This window comes from Pseudomonas sp. GW821-FHT01E10 (genome assembly GCF_059422365.1).
This window is the reverse complement of the sequence record NZ_JBWKWT010000004.1, coordinates 325,482-344,676: the sequence shown is the minus strand read 5'-3', so window position 1 is coordinate 344,676 and position 19,195 is coordinate 325,482. Positions and strand designations below refer to the sequence as shown.

Here is a 19,195-nt window from a genome sequence, read left to right as displayed (position 1 = left end):
CTTTTGCTCGCTCGACTCATAAATAATACTAATGGGAGTGTCTTGTGGAAATTGCCTGTCTGGATCTTGAAGGTGTGCTGGTCCCGGAAATCTGGATCGCCTTTGCCGAAAAAACCGGGATCGAGTCCCTCCGGGCCACCACTCGGGACATTCCCGACTACGACGTGTTGATGAAGCAGCGCCTGCGGATTCTCGACGAGCATGGCCTGAAGCTCTCCGACATTCAGGAAGTGATCGCTACGCTCAAGCCTCTGGAAGGCGCCAGTGAATTTGTCGACTGGCTGCGTGAGCGCTTTCAGGTGGTGATTCTGTCGGACACCTTTTACGAATTTTCCCAGCCGCTGATGCGTCAACTGGGCTTCCCGACTTTGCTTTGTCATCGTCTGATTACTGACGATGCCGGTCGGGTCACGGGCTATCAGCTGCGTCAGAAAGATCCCAAGCGTCAGTCGGTTTTGGCGTTCAAGAGCCTCTACTACCGAGTGATTGCGGCGGGGGATTCCTACAACGACACCACGATGCTGGGCGAGGCGGATGCCGGGATTCTGTTCCACGCGCCGGACAATGTGATTCGCGAGTTCCCGCAGTTCCCGGCGGTGCACAGCTTTACCGAGTTGAAGCAGGAGTTCATCAAGGCCTCGAACCGGGCTTTGAGTTTGTAGTCGTCTGCGAGGCTTGCCCGCGAAGCTTTTAGAGGCCCTGCAACGTTTCGAGCAGCACCTTCACCTTGGTAATCGATTCCTGATACTCCGCCTGCCAATCCGAATCCGCGACGATCCCCCCGCCGCCCCAGCAGCACACCTGCCCATCCTTGACCAACAAACTGCGAATGGCGATGGAGCTGTCCATCTCCCCGCGCACGTCCAGATACAGCAATGAACCGCAATACAACCCGCGACGGGTCGGTTCCAGTTCATCGATGATCTGCATGGCGCGAATTTTTGGCGCGCCGGTAATCGAGCCGCCGGGGAAGCTGCCGGCGATCAAGTCCAGCGCGTCCTTGTCATCCGCCAGTTCGCCGGTAACGCTGCTCACCAGGTGATGCACGTTCGGATAGCTTTCCAGGCTGAACAGCTCCGGCACCCGTACCGAGCCGATACGGCAGGTACGACCCAGATCGTTGCGCAGCAAGTCGACGATCATCAGGTTTTCCGCGCGGTCCTTGGGACTGGCCAGCAGTTCGGCGGCGTTCGCCGCATCTTCGGCAGAGGTCAGCCCGCGGGGGCGGGTGCCTTTGATCGGGCGGGTTTCGACGTGGCGCTCGCTGACTTTGACAAAGCGCTCCGGCGACAGGCTCAGCACCGCGTCGCCGTTGGGCAGGCTCTGGAAGCCGGAAAACGGTGTCGGGCAAGCCGCCCGCAGCGCGCAATAGGCCGCCCACGGATCGCCCTGGCATTGGGCGCGAAAGCGCTGGGCGAAGTTGACCTGATAGCAGTCGCCAGCCTGGATGTACTGCTGAATGCGTTCGAAGGCTTGCCGATAGTCGTCAGCGCTCAGGTCAGCACTCATCGGGCCGTCCAGTTTGAATGGCTGGATATTCTCGGTGGTGGGCTGAGTGAACAGTTCGATCAGCCGTTGTCGTTCGCTGTCGATCAGCGTCGGGTGGAACACCAGTTGACTGGTAGCCAGATGGTGATCGCTGATCAGTGCCCAGTCATACAGCCCGAAGCGTGCGTCGGGCAATTGCAGATCGTCCCGCGCCTGGCTCGGCAGGTTTTCCAGATGCCGGCCGAAGTCGTAGCTCAGGTAGCCGATCAGGCCGCCGGCGAAGGGCAAGTCGTCAGGGACGGTTGCTTCACCGAGCCGTGTAAGGTTCTTGCGAAGGCGTTGCAGGAAATGGCTGCCGCTTTCATCCGGCAACACGGCCAGTTGCTCCAGCGGCCAGGCGCTGAGCAGGTCAAAACGCCCACGTTCGGCACTCGGCCGGCCGCTGTCGAGCAGCACGGCACCGGGGGCATGACGAATCGCCGCGAAGTACTCGGCAGGGTTGGCGCGATAGGGCAGCGGGTGTACAGAACAGGTCAACATGGGCGGGGCAGATCAGCCAACGAGGCGGGGGAGCGATTGTAGTCCTCTGCAGGATTTGCTCCTAGAGGGGATGTCGGCAAGAGATACATCTGCGGCGAGGGAAGTTTGCCTGTGGCGAGGGAGCTTGCTCCCGGCGGACTGCGAAGCAGGCCCAAAAAAATCAGCCCCTCGGTTTTCAGAGAAACCGAGGATGCCGTTTTATGACTGCTGCGCAGTCAAGCGGGAGCAAGCTCCCGCGCCACAAAGAGCCAGAGGGGTCAGCCCTCAATCGTCGGAATATGCCCAAACAGTTCCTGAACGAACGCCACACGTTCCTGCGCCGTTTCGGTGATCCCGCGCGCCTTCAGCTCTTCGAGTCGCGCCTCGACCGCGTGGGTACGGGACGTCAGGCCGCAATCGTTGGCGATCTGAATGTTCAACCCAGGCCGGGCATTGAGCTCAAGAATCAGCGGCCCTTTCTCCTGGTCAAGCACCATGTCGACGCCGATGTAGCCCAGCCCGCACAACTCGTAACAGCCGGCGGCCAGTTTCATGAAACCGTCCCAGTAGGGCAGTTGCACGCCGTCTACCGCGTTGGTGGTGTCCGGGTGTTTGTTGATGATGTTGTTCAGCCAGGTGCCGCGCAATGTCAGGCCAGTGGCCAGGTCGACACCGACGCCGATGGCGCCCTGGTGCAGGTTGGCCTTGCCGCCGGACTGGCGGGTCGGCAGGCGCAGCATGGCCATCACCGGATAACCCATCAGCACGATGATGCGGATATCCGGCACACCTTCATAGCTGATGCTTTTGAAGATCTGGTCCGGGGTCACGCGGTATTCGATCAGCGCACGGTCGCGGTGCCCGCCCAGGGAATACAGGCCGGTGAGGATGCTCGAGATATGGTGCTCGAGTTCCTCATGGTCAATGATCTTGCCGGACACTGTGCGATAGCGCCCCTCGAACCGGTCGGCAACCACAATGATGCCGTCGCCGCCGGCGCCCTGGGCCGGTTTGATCACGAAGTCGGTGCGCCCGCCGATGATCTCCTTGAGGTTATCGATTTCCTTCTCGGTGGAGATCACGCCGTACAGCTCCGGCACGTGGATGCCGGCGGCGATGGCGCGTTCCTTGGTGATGATCTTGTCATCGACGATCGGGTACAGGCTGCGCTTGTTGTACTTGAGCACGTAGTCGGCGTTACGCCGATTGATCCCCATGATGCCCCGGGCCTCCAGGGCTTTCCAGGTCTTCCAGAGACCGAACATCAGGCGTCAGCCTCCTTCAGGAAAGCCTTGAAACGCACCAGTTCGGTCAGGCGGTAACCGCGATAGCGACCCATGGCCAGCATGAAAGCCACCAGAATCAGCAGGACCGCCGGGAAGGTGAACACGAAGTACACCAGCTCCGGCACGCTCATGATCAGGTGCGCCAGGGAGGCGGCGAACAGCGTGCCGATCGCCACTTTCATGGCATGGCCGCCACCGCGCTCTTCCCAGGTGATCGACAGGCGTTCGATGGTCATGGTCAGAATCACCATCGGGAACAGCGCCACCGACAATCCGCGCTCCAGGCCGAGTTTGTGGCTGAACAGGCTGATCGCCGCGATCAGCACCACCACGAAGGTCAGCACCACCGACAATCTCGGCAGCATTTGCAGTTTCAAGTGCTCAAGGTAGGAACGCAGCGACAGCCCCAGCGCCGTGATGATGGTAAACAGCACGATGCCGAAGCCGAGCTGGGTTTCCCGGAAGGCGAGGGCGATCAGCACCGGGGTAAAGGTGCCGAGTGTCTGGATGCCGATCAGGTTGCGCAGGATCAGGATCACCAGCACGCCGATCGGGATCATCACCATGATCATGAAGGTCTGCTGGGTTTGCAGCGGCAGGCCGTACAGCGAGTAGTCGAGGAAGTTGGCGTCGGAGTTCTCGTCGGTCAGCTTGGCCAGGCGAATGGCGTTCATTTCGCTGTTGTTCAGGCTGAAGGTGACGTTGGCTTTCTTGCCGCCATCGACGGTGATCAGGTTTTCATCGCCGGTCCACCACAGCAAGCGGTCGGTGGGCAGGCCCTGTTCGCCGGTTTCCGGGTTGAAGTACAGCCAGTCGGTACCGTTGAAACTGCGCAACCAGAGTTCAGGCGTTTGCGGCTGATCGGCCACCAGGCGGATGGTGTGGACCTTTTCCACCGGCACGTGGGCGATGGACAGAACCAGCTCAACGATTTTGGCTTTGTTCGCGGTGGACGTATCGCCGGCCAGCAGCAGTTTCACGTTGTCGTCGTTGAGGTTGTTGACACGCTTGATGGCTTCGCCGATGAAAGTTTCGACGTCGGCCGAATGCTGGCGGATCGGCGCGAGCAAGGCTTCGGCGGCGATTTTTTCCGGACCTTCGACGGCGATGCTGTCGCGGAAGGTCGCCCCTTTGACCTTGGATTTTTCGCCGGTGTAGCGCTTGGTCAGCACCAGGCGGTAATAAAGGGTCTGGTTGCCCTTGGCCCGACGTGCCGACCAGGTGACCTTGCGGTTGCCGTCGACACGGTTCACTGCCACACCGTAGTTATTGGAAATGAAACTCTCGTTAAGGCTCACGTAGTCGCGGCTCAGCGGCGGCACGAACATCTGGATCTTGATCGGGTCTTTGGCGTTGGCGACGAACTCGACCTTGGCGTCGATGTTCCACAAGTCATCGGTGGCATCTTCAGTCACCGGAATACCGAGCACGAAAATCTGATAGGCCGTAACTGAAATGCCCAGCACCACCAGGATGGCGATCAGCAATTTCAGATGGAGGGTAAGAGAGCGCATTGGAATTACTCTGCGGTATGTGCGTCGGTGGCGCAGGCAGGTTTGCCAGCAGCGTATTTAAGACTTGGATCGACCAGCGCATCGAAACGCTTGAGTGCCTCGGAGCCGATCAAGAGCGGGTATTGGAAGGCGCTGCGGTCGGTCAGGTTCACTTCAATACTGCGTAAAGCCGACCCCATGCAGATATCCAGCTCGATGACCGGACGGGCGGTGTACTTCTTGCCTTCTTCCGGGTCGTAGTCACCGGCCCGGCGCTTGATCTTGCTGACACGGGCCAGCGGTCGTTCAATCGGGTGCGAATGCGCGGCGTCGATGGCCAGATAGAAGCGCACCCAGGATTCGCCATTGCGTTTGAAACGTTTGATGTCGCGGGCGCTCAGCGAGGCGGTTTTCGCCCCGGTGTCGAGTTTGGCGGCAACTTCCAGGTTGATGCCATCCAGCGACGCGTACTCATTGAGGCCGTACACAGTCTTTTCCCCTGCCGCGGCAAAACCTGACAGGCCAAGAAGACAAAGAAATGTGGTGAAGAGCTTGAGTCTCATAAATCCTGATGCGCAGCGGTCCGTTCTTCAATTCAAGGCCCTGGCATTGCTGCACAAGCTCCCTCGTATGCCTATCCTTTTTTTATGACAGGCAATGCAGATGACAAGCAAATGCGGGCGGCATTCTAGCACGGTGGTTTTATGGCGCCAGCGCTGGCGGACGGCTGTAACCGAGGGTGCTGCTTCTTTATGGTGCAAGCGGTTATTAGACGATTGTCGACAATGTCTATTTATCCTTTGACGTAACCGGCCTTATTCGCTAGTTTTTGCGGCATTGCTTTTAAAGGTGTCGACAATATGCTGGATCAACTCGATCCCCCGGTCACGGTTCAGGACGACTCGGAAACACTTTCCGAAAACGTCTTCCGACGCATTCAGGCGGCCATCGTCAAGGGTGAGATCGCCCCGGGCAGCAAGATCTCCGAGCCGGAGCTGGCGCGCACCTACGGCATCAGCCGCGGGCCGTTGCGTGAGGCGATCCACCGACTGGAAGGCCAGCGCCTGCTGGTTCGCGTGCCGCACGTCGGGGCGCGGGTGGTGTCGTTGAGTCACGCCGAATTGCTGGAACTCTACGAAATCCGCGAATCCCTGGAAGGCATGGCGTGCCGTCTGGCGGCTGAACGCATGACCGTTGAAGAAATCGACGAACTGCGCCGGGTGTTGGAAACCCACGAGCGTGATGCGGCGTTTCAGGCGGGCGTCGGCTATTACCAGCAGGAAGGCGATTTCGACTTTCATTACCGGATCATCCAGGGCAGCGGCAACCGCACCCTGACCCAGATGCTCTGCGGCGAGCTCTATCAACTGGTGCGCATGTACCGCATCCAGTTTTCCACCACGCCCAATCGGCCACGCCAGGCGTTTGCCGAGCACCACCGAATTCTCGATGCCATCGCCGACCGTGACGGTGAACTGGCCGAGTTGTTGATGCGCCGTCACATCGGCGCCTCCAAACGCAATATCGCCCGTCACTACCAGGACGGCGCTAACCCGACAGCCACTGAACGAGGTGAGTCATGAGTTCCAACAAGAGCACTCCAGGCCAGCGTTTCCGCGATGCGGTCGCCAGCGAGCATCCGCTGCAAGTGGTCGGCACGATCAACGCCAACCACGCGCTGTTGGCCAAGCGCGCCGGTTTCAAGGCTATCTACCTGTCGGGGGGCGGGGTGGCTGCCGGCTCCCTCGGCGTGCCGGACCTGGGCATTACCGGCCTGGATGACGTGCTGACCGACGTGCGCCGCATCACCGACGTTTGCGACCTGCCGCTGCTGGTGGACGTGGACACCGGTTTCGGTTCCTCGGCGTTCAACGTCGCCCGTACCGTCAAGTCGATGATCAAGTTCGGCGCGGCGGCAATTCACATCGAAGACCAGGTCGGCGCCAAGCGCTGCGGTCACCGTCCCAATAAAGAGATCGTTTCGCAGCAGGAAATGGTCGACCGCATCAAAGCCGCTGTTGATGCGCGCACCGACGACAGCTTCGTGATCATGGCCCGCACCGATGCCCTGGCGGTGGAAGGTCTGGAGTCTGCACTGGATCGCGCCGCCGCGTGCATCGAGGCCGGCGCCGACATGATCTTTCCGGAGGCCATCACTGAACTTGAGATGTACAAACTGTTCGCCAGCCGCGTGAAAGCGCCGATCCTGGCCAACATCACCGAGTTCGGCGCGACACCGCTGTACACCACCGAGCAGCTCGCCGGTGCCGATGTGTCGCTGGTGTTGTACCCGCTGTCGGCGTTCCGCGCGATGAACAAGGCTGCGGAAAACGTCTACACCGCGATCCGCCGCGACGGCACGCAACAGAACGTCATCGACACCATGCAGACGCGCATGGAGCTTTACGATCGCATCGATTACCACACGTTCGAGCAGAAGCTCGATGCGTTGTTTGCGGCGAAGAAGTAAGGCGCAATCCCCCACAACTTGCCGATTCCCTAACAAATTCAAGATTGGAGACAGCAATGGCCGAAGCAAAAGTACTCAGTGGCGCCGGGCTCCGTGGCCAGGTTGCCGGGCAAACCGCACTGTCCACCGTGGGCCAGTCGGGTGCCGGCCTGACCTATCGCGGTTACGACGTGCGCGAACTGGCGGCTGACGCACAGTTCGAAGAAGTGGCTTACCTGCTGCTGTACGGCGAACTGCCGACCCAGTTACAACTGGCCGGCTATACCGAGAAACTGAGCAAGCTGCGCGACCTGCCGCAAGCGTTGAAGGAAGTGCTGGAGCGCATCCCCGCCGACGCCCATCCAATGGATGTGATGCGCACCGGTTGCTCGTTCCTGGGCAACATCGAGCCGGAGAAAGATTTCTCCGAGCAGCACGACAAAACCGACCGCCTGCTGGCCGCGTTCCCGGCGATCATGTGCTACTGGTATCGCTTCAGCCACGACGGCAAGCGCATCAACTGCGTGACCGACGAAGCCTGCATCGGCGGCCATTTCCTGCACCTGTTGCACGACAAGAAGCCGAGCGAGTTGCACGTCAAGGTGATGAACGTTTCGCTGATCCTCTACGCGGAGCACGAATTCAACGCCTCGACCTTCACCGCTCGGGTGTGTGCCTCGACGCTGTCGGATCTGTATTCCTGCATCACCGCTGCCATCGGTTCCCTGCGCGGCCCGCTGCACGGCGGGGCCAACGAAGCGGCGATGGAAATGATCGAGCGCTTCAGCTCGCCGGAAGAGGCGGTCGAGGGCACCCTCGGCATGCTGGCACGCAAGGACAAGATCATGGGCTTCGGCCACGCGATCTATAAGGACAACGATCCGCGCAATGAGGTGATCAAGGGCTGGTCGAAAAAACTCGCCGACGAAGTGGGCGACACGGTGTTGTTCCCGGTTTCAGAAGCCATCGATGCAACCATGTGGGAACAGAAGAAACTGTTCCCGAACGCCGACTTCTACCACGCCTCGACGTACCACTTCATGGGCATCCCGACCAAGTTGTTCACACCGATCTTCGTCTGCTCGCGCCTGACCGGCTGGGCGGCCCACGTGTTCGAGCAACGTGCCAACAACCGCATCATCCGCCCGAGCGCCGAGTACGTCGGCGTCGAACAGCGCAAGTTCGTGCCAATCGAACAACGCTGACCGGGGAGGGCGCCGGTACTGGTTACTGACGAAACCGGGAACCCTGCAGGTCGGGGTTCAGCCCGGTGCCAGGCGCCCACCTATTGAAATTACCGTGACCGAGTCCTGACGATGAATACTGAATTCCGCAAACCGCTGCCCGGCAGCTCTCTGGATTATTTCGACGTCCGTGCGGCGGTCGATGCCATTGCGCCAGGCGCCTACGACACCCTGCCGTACACCTCCCGCGTGCTGGCGGAAAACCTCGTGCGTCGCTGTGACCCGGCCACGCTCACCGATTCCCTGAAGCAACTGATCGAGCGCAAACGCGACCTCGACTTCCCGTGGTTTCCGGCCCGCGTGGTGTGCCACGACATTCTCGGTCAGACCGCCCTGGTGGACCTTGCCGGCTTGCGCGATGCCATTGCCCTGCAAGGCGGCGACCCGGCGCAAGTGAACCCGGTGGTGCCGACGCAATTGATCGTCGACCATTCCCTGGCCGTCGAGCGTGGCGGCTTCGATCCCGAGGCCTTCGAAAAGAACCGCGCCATTGAAGACCGTCGCAACGAAGACCGTTTCCACTTCATCAACTGGACCAAGAAAGCCTTCAAGAACGTCGACGTGATCCCGCCGGGCAACGGGATCATGCACCAGATCAACCTGGAGAAAATGTCGCCGGTGATCCAGGTGCGCGACGGCGTGGCTTTCCCTGATACCTGCGTCGGCACCGACAGTCATACCCCGCATGTCGATGCGCTGGGTGTGATCGCCATCGGCGTCGGCGGTCTGGAAGCGGAAAGCGTGATGCTCGGCCGCGCGTCGTGGATGCGTTTGCCGGAAAGCGTTGGCGTCGAGCTTACTGGCAAGCTGCAACCGGGCATCACCGCTACCGACATGGTGCTGGCGCTGACCGAATACCTGCGCAAACAGAAAGTCGTCGGCGCGTGGCTGGAGTTCTTTGGTGAAGGTGCGTCAAACCTGACCCTCGGCGACCGCGCGACCATTTCCAACATGGCCCCGGAATACGGCGCCACTGCGGCAATGTTCTACATCGACCAGCAGACCATCGACTACCTGAAACTCACCGGCCGTGAAGACGAGCAAGTGCAACTGGTCGAGAGCTACGCCAAACAGACCGGCCTGTGGGCCGATAGCCTCAAAGGCGCGCAGTACGAGCGCGGGTTGAGCTTCGACCTGTCCTCGGTGGTGCGCAACATGGCCGGCCCGAGCAATCCGCATGCGCGTGTCGCGACCTCGGATCTGGCTGCCAAAGGCATCTCCGGCCAGTGGGAAGACGTGCCCGGCCAGATGCCGGACGGTGCGGTGATCATCGCCGCCATCACCAGTTGCACCAACACCAGTAACCCGCGCAACGTCATTGCCGCCGGCCTGCTGGCGCGCAATGCCAACCAGCTTGGGCTGACCCGCAAGCCATGGGTCAAGTCGTCCCTGGCACCCGGTTCGAAAACCGTGGCGCTGTATCTGGATGAAGCCGGTCTGACCAAAGAGCTGGAGCAACTCGGCTTCGGCGTCGTGGCCTTCGCCTGCACTACCTGCAACGGCATGTCTGGTGCGCTGGATCCGGTGATCCAGCAAGAGATCATCGACCGCGACCTGTACGCCACCGCCGTACTCTCCGGCAACCGCAACTTCGACGGGCGGATTCACCCGTACGCCAAGCAGGCGTTCCTCGCATCGCCGCCATTGGTGGTGGCTTATGCCATCGCCGGCACCATCCGTTTCGACATCGAAAAAGATGTACTGGGCGTGGTCGATGGCAAGGAAATCCGCCTGAAAGACATCTGGCCGAGCGACGAAGAAATCGACGCGGTGGTCAAGGCCTCGGTCAAGCCGGAGCAGTTCCGCCAAGTGTACATTCCGATGTTCGCCATCCACGAAGACACTGGCCCGAAAGTCACGCCGCTGTACGACTGGCGCGAGATGAGCACCTACATCCGTCGTCCGCCGTACTGGGAAGGCGCGCTGGCCGGCGCGCGTCCGCTCAAGGGCATGCGCCCGCTGGCGGTGCTGCCGGACAACATCACCACCGATCACCTGTCGCCTTCGAACGCGATCATGCTCGACAGCGCAGCGGGTGAGTACCTGGCGAAAATGGGCCTGCCGGAAGAGGACTTCAACTCCTACGCCACGCACCGCGGCGACCACTTGACCGCGCAGCGCGCAACCTTCGCCAACCCGAAACTGTTCAATGAAATGGTGCAGGAAAACGGCAAGGTCAAGCAGGGTTCTCTTGCCCGCGTGGAGCCGGAAGGCAAAGTGATGCGCATGTGGGAAGCCATCGAAACCTACATGGAACGCAAGCAGCCGCTGATCATCATTGCCGGTGCCGACTATGGCCAGGGTTCGTCCCGGGACTGGGCGGCCAAAGGCGTGCGTCTGGCGGGGGTGGAAGCGATTGCCGCCGAAGGTTTCGAGCGCATTCACCGCACCAACCTGGTGGGCATGGGCGTGTTGCCGCTGGAGTTCCTGCCGGGCACCAATCGTAAAACCTTAGGGATAGATGGCAGCGAAACCTATGACGTGATCGGCGATCGCACCCCGCGCGCGACGCTGACGCTGGTGATCAACCGCAAGAACGGTGAACGCGTCGAAGTGCCGGTGACCTGCCGCCTCGACACCGCCGAAGAAGTGTCGATCTACGAGGCCGGCGGCGTGTTGCAGCGTTTCGCTCAGGACTTCCTCGAAGAGTCGGCGGTTGCCGTTTAACACGACGAGCCGCGCGGGATTTCAAGTCCCGCGCTGGCCATACAGGATCAATATGGCTCACGCATCTCAGATAAAAATCCCTGCCACCTACATGCGCGGCGGCACCAGCAAAGGCGTGTTCTTCAGCCTCAAGGATTTGCCCGAAGCGGCGCAGATGCCAGGCACCGCCCGCGATGCCTTGTTGCTGCGCGTGATCGGCAGCCCCGATCCGTACGAGAAGCAAATCGACGGCATGGGCGGCGCGACGTCCAGCACCAGCAAAACCGTGATCCTGTCGAAAAGCATCAAGGCCGATCACGACGTCGATTACCTGTTCGGTCAGGTCGCCATCGACAAACCTTTCGTCGACTGGAGCGGCAACTGCGGCAACCTGTCGGCGGCGGTGGGTTCGTTCGCCATCAGCAATGGCCTGGTGGATGCCAGCCGCATTCCGCACAACGGTGTGGCGGTGGTGCGCGTGTGGCAGGCCAACATCGGCAAGACCATCATCGCTCATGTACCGATCACCAATGGCGAGGTGCAGGAAACCGGTGATTTTGAACTCGACGGCGTGACCTTTCCGGCCGCCGAAGTGCAGCTCGAATTCATGGATCCGGCGGCGGAAGAAGAGGGTGGCGGTGGCTCGATGTTCCCCACCGGCAATCTGGTGGACGACCTTGAAGTGCCAGGTGTCGGCACGCTCAAGGCTACCCTGATCAACGCTGGCATCCCGACCATATTCATCAACGCCGAAGACATCGGCTACACCGGCACCGAGTTGCAGGGCGCGATCAACAGTGACCTGGAGGCTTTGGCAATGTTCGAAACCATCCGCGCTTACGGTGCGCTGCGCATGGGGCTGATTGAACACCTGGATGAGGCCGCCAAGCGCCAGCACACGCCGAAGGTCGCGTTCGTCGCCCCACCTGCGGATTACATCGCGTCCAGCGGCAAGAAAATCGCAGCCGCCGACATCGACCTGCTGGTGCGCGCGTTGTCCATGGGCAAGCTGCACCACGCCATGATGGGCACGGCAGCGGTGGCGATCGGCACGGCGGCGGCGATTTCCGGCACCTTGGTCAACCTGGCAGCGGGCGGTATCGAACGCAACGCCGTGCGCTTCGGCCATCCGTCCGGCACCTTGCGCGTGGGCGCCGAGGCCGCAAAGGTCAACGGTGAGTGGACGGTGAAAAAAGCCATCATGAGCCGCAGTGCGCGGGTGTTGATGGAAGGTTATGTCCGGGTGCCGGGGGATTGTTTCTAACCTCAATCCAGGCATACACAAATCCCTGTGGGAGCGCCGCTCCCATAGGTGATGCATTTCCAAAACAAGAGTGTTGTGCCGACTGAGACTACCCTGAACCGAGGTCCCATCAACGAACCACTTCAAGAGTGAATCGAACATGAGCGCCAACGTCGACCTGAACACCCGCCCCGACTACGACACGGTTCTGCAGGACATCGCCGACTACGTCCTCAATTTCAACATCCAGTCGCCCGAGGCGCTTGATACTGCCCGCAATTGCCTGATGGACACCCTCGGCTGCGGCTTGCTGGCGCTGCGTTTCCCCGAATGCACCAAACACCTGGGTCCTATCGTCGAAGGCACTGTCGTCCCCTTCGGCGCCCGCGTGCCCGGCACCAGCTATCGTCTCGACCCGGTCAAGGCCGCTTGGGACATCGGTTGCATCGTCCGCTGGCTCGATTACAACGACACCTGGCTCGCCGCCGAATGGGGCCATCCGTCCGATAACCTCGGCGGTATTCTCGCGGTGGCCGACCACCTGTCGCAAAAGCGCCTGGCCAATGGCGACGCCCCGTTGACCATTCGCGCTGTGCTGGAAGCCATGATCATGGCGCACGAGATTCAGGGCGTGATCGCCCTGGAGAATTCGTTCAACCGCGTCGGTCTTGATCACGTGATTCTGGTGAAAGTCGCCTCGACCGCCGTCACTGCCAAACTCATGGGCGCCAATCGCGAGCAGCTGCTGTCGGCGTTGTCCCATGCCTTTGCCGACGGCCAGGCGCTGCGCACTTACCGGCATGCGCCGAACGCCGGATCGCGTAAATCCTGGGCGGCCGGAGACGCGACCAGTCGGGGCGTGCGTCTGGCGGACATTGCGATGCGTGGTGAGATGGGCATCCCCGGTGTACTGACCGCCAAGCAATGGGGTTTCTACGATGTACTGTTCAGCCACACCAACAACGACCTGGGGCTCAAGCCTGAAGGCAAGCGAGCTTTCAGTTTTTCCCGGCCGTTCGGCAGCTATGTGATGGAAAACGTGCTGTTCAAGATCAGCTTCCCCGCCGAGTTCCACGCGCAAACGGCCTGCGAGGCTGCCGTCACCCTGCATCCATTGGTCAGGAATCGCCTGCATGAAATCGACAGGATCGTTATCACCACCCACGAATCAGCGATCCGCATCATCTCCAAGGTCGGCCCGCTGGCCAACGCTGCGGACCGCGATCACTGCCTCCAGTACATGACCGCCGTACCCCTGGTATTCGGCAATCTGGTGGCCGAGCAGTACGAAGACGACTTCCACGCCGCGCACCCGATTATCGATGTGCTGCGCGACAAAATGGTCATTGTCGAAGACCCGCGCTTCACCCGCGAATACCTGGAGGCGGACAAACGCTCCATCGCCAACGCGGTACAGGTGTTCTTCAAGGACGGTTCCAGCACCGATAATGTGATGGTGGAGTACCCGATCGGTCATCGCCGGCGCCGTGCTGATGGCATTCCGTTGCTGGAAGACAAGTTCAAGGTCAACCTGACGACGCGCTTCACGGCTCAGCGAAGCGCCGAGATCCTTGCGCTGTGCAAGGACCCGGCAGCACTTGAAGCGACGCCGGTGAACCGGTTTGTGGATTTGTTTGTGATCTAGCTGGCCGCGAAGGCGGCATAACTGCCGCCGACTATCTACTTGAACCGCCGTTCCACACCTTTCTCCACCAGAATCTTCGCCGAGATCTCTTCCACGGAGAAATGCGTGGAATTGATGTGGGGAATGTTCTCGCGTCGGAACAGATTCTCCACCTCGCGCACTTCGAATTCGCACTGCGCGTAGCTCGAATAGCGGCTGTTGGGCTTGCGTTCGTTGCGGATCGCGGTGAGGCGGTCCGGGTCGATGGTCAGGCCGAACAGCTTGTGATGATGGGCGCGCAGGGCGGTCGGCAGTTGCAGGCGCTCCATGTCGTCTTCGGTCAGCGGATAGTTGGCTGCGCGGATGCCGAATTGCATGGCCATGTACAAACACGTCGGTGTTTTGCCGCATCGCGACACGCCTACTAGTATCAAGTCAGCTTTGTCGTAATAGTGCGTGCGGGCGCCATCGTCATTGTCGAGGGCGAAGTTCACCGCCTCGATACGCTCCATGTAATTGGAGTTATGGCCGATGGAGTGGGATTTGCCGACGGTGTAGGAAGAATGCTCGGTCAGCTCCTGTTCAAGGGGCGCCAGGAAGGTCGAGAAAATGTCGATCATGAAACCATTCGACGTTGCGAGAATCTCACGAATGTCCTGATTGACAATGGTGTCGAAAATAATCGGACGAAAACCATCGTTTTCGGCGGCTTTGTTGATTTGTTGTACCATGGCCCGCGCTTTATCAGCGTCGTCGATGTACGGTCGTATGATTTTGCTGAAGGTAATGTTTTCGAACTGCGCCAGCAGGCTTTGGCCGAGGGTTTCGGCGGTAATGCCGGTGCCATCGGAGATAAAGAAAGCAGATCGTTTCATTTGCACCTTGGGCCTTAAGCTAGTGACGATTCTTGGATATAGTAGGCGCGATTTGTCGGCCACCGATGGCCCGCATTCTCACTTATTTTCCAGGTCCAGGCCATACAGCCGGCAAAGGCTCCCCCGAGTCGCCGGCTTCTGAGCTTTTCCAACACAGTTAGTGGAGAGATCACCTTGGTAGAGTACGTAGTTTCCCTCGATAAGCTCGGCGTCCATGATGTAGAGCATGTGGGGGGCAAGAACGCATCCCTGGGCGAGATGATCAGTAACCTTGCAGGCGCCGGTGTATCGGTGCCAGGTGGCTTTGCCACGACAGCTCAGGCTTATCGTGATTTTCTGGAACTGAGCGGCCTGAACGATCAGATCCATGCCGCCCTCGACGCCCTGGACGTCGATGATGTAAACGCCTTGGCCAAGACCGGCGCCCAGATCCGTCAATGGATCATGGAAGCCGAGTTCCCCGAGAAGCTCAACGCCGAGATCCGCACCGCGTTCGCCACGCTGTCGGCCGGCAACCCTGACATGGCCGTGGCCGTGCGCTCTTCCGCTACCGCCGAAGACCTGCCGGACGCTTCCTTCGCCGGTCAGCAGGAAACCTTCCTGAACATCCGTGGTGTCGAAAACGTCATTCGCGCCGCCAAAGAGGTGTTCGCCTCCCTGTTCAACGATCGCGCCATTTCCTACCGCGTCCACCAGGGCTTCGACCACAAGCTGGTGGCCCTGTCGGCTGGCGTGCAGCGCATGGTCCGCTCCGAAACCGGCACCGCCGGGGTGATGTTCACCCTCGATACCGAATCGGGCTTCCGTGATGTGGTGTTCATCACCGGCGCCTACGGCTTGGGTGAAACCGTCGTACAAGGCGCGGTGAACCCGGATGAGTTCTACGTCCACAAAGGCACGCTGGAAGCCGGTCGCCCGGCCATCCTGCGTCGCAACCTGGGCAGCAAAGCCATCAAGATGATCTACGGTGACGAAGCCCGCGCCGGTAAATCGGTCAAGACCATCGACGTGGACAAGGCCGATCGTGCGCGTTTCTGCCTGACCGACGCCGAAGTCAGCGAGCTGGCCAAGCAGGCGATGATCATCGAGAAGCACTACAAGTGCCCGATGGACATCGAATGGGCCAAAGACGGCGACGACGGCAAGCTCTACATCGTGCAGGCCCGTCCGGAAACCGTGAAGAGCCGTACCCAGGCCAACGTCATGGAACGTTACCTGTTGAAAGAAACCGGCACCGTGCTGGTGGAAGGTCGTGCCATCGGCCAGCGCATCGGCGCCGGCAAGGTGCGGATCATCAAGGACGTGTCCGAGATGGACAAAGTCCAGCCGGGCGACGTGCTGGTTTCCGACATGACCGACCCGGACTGGGAACCGGTCATGAAGCGCGCCAGCGCCATCGTCACCAACCGTGGCGGCCGTACCTGCCACGCGGCGATCATCGCTCGCGAGCTGGGCATCCCGGCCGTGGTCGGTTGCGGCAACGCCACCCAGCTGTTGAAAGACGGCCAGGGCGTGACCGTTTCCTGCGCTGAAGGCGACACCGGTTACATCTTCGAAGGCGAACTGGGCTTCGACATCAAGAAAAACTCCGTGGATGCCATGCCGGAGCTGCCGTTCAAGATCATGATGAACGTCGGCAACCCGGACCGCGCCTTCGACTTCGCGCAACTGCCGAACGCCGGTGTGGGCCTGGCCCGTCTGGAATTCATCATCAACCGCATGATCGGCGTGCACCCCAAGGCGCTGTTGAACTACGGTGGCCTGCCGCAGGAAATCAAGGACAGCGTCGACAAGCGCATTGCTGGTTACAGCGACCCGGTCGGCTTCTATGTCGACAAACTGGTCGAAGGTATCAGCACCCTGGCGGCAGCGTTCTGGCCGAAAAAGGTCATCGTGCGTCTGTCGGACTTCAAGTCCAACGAATACGCGAACCTGATCGGCGGCAAACTCTACGAGCCGGAAGAAGAAAACCCGATGCTGGGTTTCCGTGGCGCTTCGCGTTACATCAGCGAATCGTTCCGTGACTGCTTCGAGCTCGAATGCCGCGCCCTCAAGCGCGTGCGTAACGAGATGGGCCTGACCAACGTTGAAATCATGGTGCCGTTCGTCCGTACCCTGGGCGAAGCGAGCCAGGTGGTCGATCTGCTGGCTGAAAACGGTCTGGCCCGTGGCGACAACGGTCTGCGCGTGATCATGATGTGCGAACTGCCGTCCAACGCGATCCTGGCTGAAGAGTTCCTCGAGTTCTTCGACGGTTTCTCCATCGGCTCCAACGACCTGACCCAGCTTACCCTGGGCCTGGACCGTGACTCCGGGATCATCGCGCACCTGTTCGACGAGCGTAACCCTGCAGTCAAGAAGCTGCTGGCCAACGCCATTGCCGCGTGCAACAAGGCCGGCAAGTACATCGGTATCTGCGGTCAGGGCCCTTCGGACCACCCGGACCTGGCCAAGTGGCTGATGGAGCAGGGCATCGAAAGCGTTTCGCTGAACCCCGATTCCGTACTGGAAACCTGGTTCTTCCTGGCTGAAGGTCAGGCTTCGGCCTGATGGTGTGAGTGAAAGGGCCGATCTGTGATCGGCCCTTTCAGAGATTCAAGTAGGGCGGGCTCCTCTGGATGCCGCCCTTTTTTGTGCAAGAGCATATGCAAAGTAGCAGCAACCTATTTCCTGTCGCCCTGATCAGCGCCGAGCGGCGCGGCGATCTGAGCGAAGACGTCTATCGTTTGAAACCCGGCAACAGCCCCGACGGCACCGTTGAGCTGGCTGTGACACGCCTGGGCCTGGCCGATGAGCCGGCGGTGCGTGGCGTGCCGGTGATTCTGCTGCATGGCAGTTTTTCCAATCGGCGGTTCTGGTTTTCTCCCAAAGGTTTGGGCCTGGGCGCTTACCTGACGCGTCTGGGATTCGATGTGTGGATTCCGGAAATGCGTGGTCACGGCCTGTCTCAGCGCAACCAGAACTATCGCCAGAACAGCGTCGCCGACTATGCGCGTTACGATTTGCCGGCCATTGGCGCGTTCGTGCGCGAGCAAAGCGGCCAGATCCCGCACTGGATCGGCCATTCGCTGGGCGGCATTACCCTCGCCGCGGCGTTGGGCGGCCAGTACCTGGGCGAGCCCGCCGTGGCTTCCGCGGCGTTTTTCGGCACGCAAGTCAGCCGTACTTACTGGCCGTTGAAGTTTCCACCGGTGGAGTGGAGCGGGCGCTTCATTCTCAAGCGTTTTGCCCAACTGTCGGGCTCTCGGCTCAAGCGCGGCCCGGAGGACGAGCCGATAGGCCTGGCCCTGGAAAGCATGCGTTGGTACGGGCTGTTCGGCCGCTTCGGCGATGCCGACAAAGACTGGTGGGCGGGTTTGGCCGAGGTGCAATTGCCGGTGCTGGCCGTGAGTGCCGCGGGCGATCATCAGGACCCGACCTGGGCCTGCCATAAGCTGTTCGATCAAGTCGGCTCCGAGCACAAGCAGTTCATCACCCTTGGCCGCGAGCAAGGCTTTGGCGATAATTTCGGTCACGTGGAAATGCTGGTCAGCAAGGCTGCGCAGGCTGAAGTCTGGCCGTTGGTGGCTCGCTGGCTGGCGGATCAACAGACGCCTTTACTGGGTGAAAAGCCGGATTTGGCCACAGCGATTTGAGCCTGATGCTCTAACAAGGGCATTTCTCTCTGGTCGGCTTGCGGCTAATATGTGACGCATTGAGTGGTTCTGGTCACTTTGAGTGATTGATGCGGTCGCTGTGTTCGTGCGTATGGAGCGATTTGCAACCGTCCAGCCTTGGCCCGAGTATGCTGCATACTCGATTGTCTTCCTTGTTACAGGAGTTTCTCGATGAACCATTACCTCACGCCTGACCTGTGCGACGCCTATCCGGAGCTGGTGCAGGTGCTGGAACCGATGTTCAGCAATTTCGGCGGCCGTGATTCTTTCGGCGGCGAAATCGTGACCATCAAATGTTTCGAAGACAACTCGCGGGTCAAGGAGCAAGTCGAGCTCAAGGGCAACGGCAAGGTGCTGGTGGTCGACGGTGGCGGTTCCCTGCGCCGCGCGCTGTTGGGCGACATGCTGGCCGAGAAAGCCGCGAACAACGGTTGGGAAGGGCTGGTGATCTACGGTTGCATCCGCGACGTCGACGTCATCGCGCAAACTGATCTGGGGGTTCAGGCCCTGGCCAGTCACCCGATGAAAACCGACAGGCGCGGTGTTGGCGATCTCAACGTTGCCGTGACCTTCGCGGGCGTGACCTTTCACCCGGGCCACTACGTTTATGCGGACAACAACGGCGTGATCATCTCGCCAAGCCCGCTGAAAATGCCTGAATAAGCGCTGCCG

At 60.4% G+C, this 19,195-nt stretch carries 15 protein-coding genes; 10 read left to right on the top strand and 5 right to left on the bottom strand.

Going from position 1 to position 19,195, the window contains the following annotated elements; genetic code table 11:
- Positions 1-44 precede the first annotated feature (44 nt).
- On the top strand, positions 45-662 hold the full coding sequence (thrH, locus tag AC07V0_RS10565) for a bifunctional phosphoserine phosphatase/homoserine phosphotransferase ThrH (RefSeq protein ID WP_086945776.1): 618 nt from the start codon (positions 45-47) through the stop codon (positions 660-662).
- A 28-nt stretch (positions 663-690) separates the two neighbouring features.
- Here thrH and pabB read toward each other — a convergent pair whose 3' ends face one another.
- From pabB to rloA, 4 genes are all read right to left on the bottom strand, one after another.
- Positions 691-2,028 (bottom strand): aminodeoxychorismate synthase component I, encoded by a 1,338-nt coding sequence (pabB, locus tag AC07V0_RS10560; RefSeq protein ID WP_086945775.1) that lies wholly within the window; start codon positions 2,026-2,028, stop codon positions 691-693.
- A gap of 257 nt (positions 2,029-2,285) precedes the next feature.
- Positions 2,286-3,272, bottom strand: coding sequence for an alpha-L-glutamate ligase-like protein (locus tag AC07V0_RS10555; protein WP_018925248.1), 987 nt, complete (start codon positions 3,270-3,272; stop codon positions 2,286-2,288).
- Positions 3,272-4,807, bottom strand: a complete 1,536-nt coding sequence (rloB, locus tag AC07V0_RS10550) for an osmotic stress tolerance membrane protein RloB (RefSeq protein ID WP_018925249.1) — start codon at positions 4,805-4,807, stop codon at positions 3,272-3,274. Before rloB ends, AC07V0_RS10555 begins: the two co-directional genes overlap by 1 nt.
- Before the next feature lie 5 nt (positions 4,808-4,812).
- Complete coding sequence (gene rloA, locus AC07V0_RS10545; protein WP_019579744.1) at positions 4,813-5,349, bottom strand: retropepsin-like aspartic peptidase RloA; 537 nt, start codon at positions 5,347-5,349, stop codon at positions 4,813-4,815.
- A 297-nt stretch (positions 5,350-5,646) separates the two neighbouring features.
- Between rloA and AC07V0_RS10540 the strand changes: the two genes are divergently transcribed.
- From AC07V0_RS10540 to prpD, 6 genes are all read left to right on the top strand, one after another.
- On the top strand, positions 5,647-6,369 hold the full coding sequence (locus tag AC07V0_RS10540; protein WP_007902102.1) for a GntR family transcriptional regulator: 723 nt from the start codon (positions 5,647-5,649) through the stop codon (positions 6,367-6,369).
- Complete coding sequence (gene prpB, locus AC07V0_RS10535) at positions 6,366-7,256, top strand: methylisocitrate lyase (protein WP_018925250.1); 891 nt, start codon at positions 6,366-6,368, stop codon at positions 7,254-7,256. The genes AC07V0_RS10540 and prpB overlap by 4 nt, the downstream gene beginning before the upstream one ends.
- A gap of 56 nt (positions 7,257-7,312) precedes the next feature.
- Entirely contained in the window at positions 7,313-8,440 is a 1,128-nt protein-coding gene (prpC, locus tag AC07V0_RS10530) for a bifunctional 2-methylcitrate synthase/citrate synthase (protein WP_018925251.1), read from the top strand.
- Between the two features lie 111 nt (positions 8,441-8,551).
- Positions 8,552-11,146 carry a Fe/S-dependent 2-methylisocitrate dehydratase AcnD gene (acnD, locus tag AC07V0_RS10525; RefSeq protein WP_111454666.1) on the top strand — a complete coding sequence of 865 codons (2,595 nt, stop codon included), beginning with the start codon at positions 8,552-8,554 and terminating at the stop codon, positions 11,144-11,146.
- A 52-nt stretch (positions 11,147-11,198) separates the two neighbouring features.
- Complete coding sequence (gene prpF, locus AC07V0_RS10520) at positions 11,199-12,389, top strand: 2-methylaconitate cis-trans isomerase PrpF (RefSeq protein WP_086945773.1); 1,191 nt, start codon at positions 11,199-11,201, stop codon at positions 12,387-12,389.
- A 139-nt stretch (positions 12,390-12,528) separates the two neighbouring features.
- A complete protein-coding gene (gene prpD / locus AC07V0_RS10515) occupies positions 12,529-14,013 on the top strand; it encodes a 2-methylcitrate dehydratase (RefSeq protein ID WP_018925254.1) in 1,485 nt (494 codons plus the stop codon).
- A 35-nt stretch (positions 14,014-14,048) separates the two neighbouring features.
- Here the strand turns inward: prpD and ppsR are convergent, their stop codons facing one another.
- Entirely contained in the window at positions 14,049-14,867 is an 819-nt protein-coding gene (gene ppsR / locus AC07V0_RS10510) for a posphoenolpyruvate synthetase regulatory kinase/phosphorylase PpsR (RefSeq protein ID WP_018925255.1), read from the bottom strand.
- Between the two features lie 174 nt (positions 14,868-15,041).
- Between ppsR and ppsA the strand changes: the two genes are divergently transcribed.
- The 3 genes from ppsA to rraA all read left to right on the top strand — a co-directional run bounded on the left by ppsA (position 15,042) and on the right by rraA (position 19,186).
- Entirely contained in the window at positions 15,042-17,417 is a 2,376-nt protein-coding gene (gene ppsA / locus AC07V0_RS10505) for a phosphoenolpyruvate synthase (protein ID WP_086945772.1), read from the top strand.
- Between the two features lie 95 nt (positions 17,418-17,512).
- Entirely contained in the window at positions 17,513-18,502 is a 990-nt protein-coding gene (locus AC07V0_RS10500) for an alpha/beta fold hydrolase (protein WP_018925258.1), read from the top strand.
- Positions 18,503-18,694: 192 nt separating this feature from the next.
- The gene (rraA, locus tag AC07V0_RS10495; protein WP_018925259.1) at positions 18,695-19,186 is read left to right on the top strand and encodes a ribonuclease E activity regulator RraA; all 492 of its coding nucleotides are present in this window, start codon (positions 18,695-18,697) and stop codon (positions 19,184-19,186) included.
- The last annotated feature ends 9 nt before the right edge of the window (positions 19,187-19,195 follow it).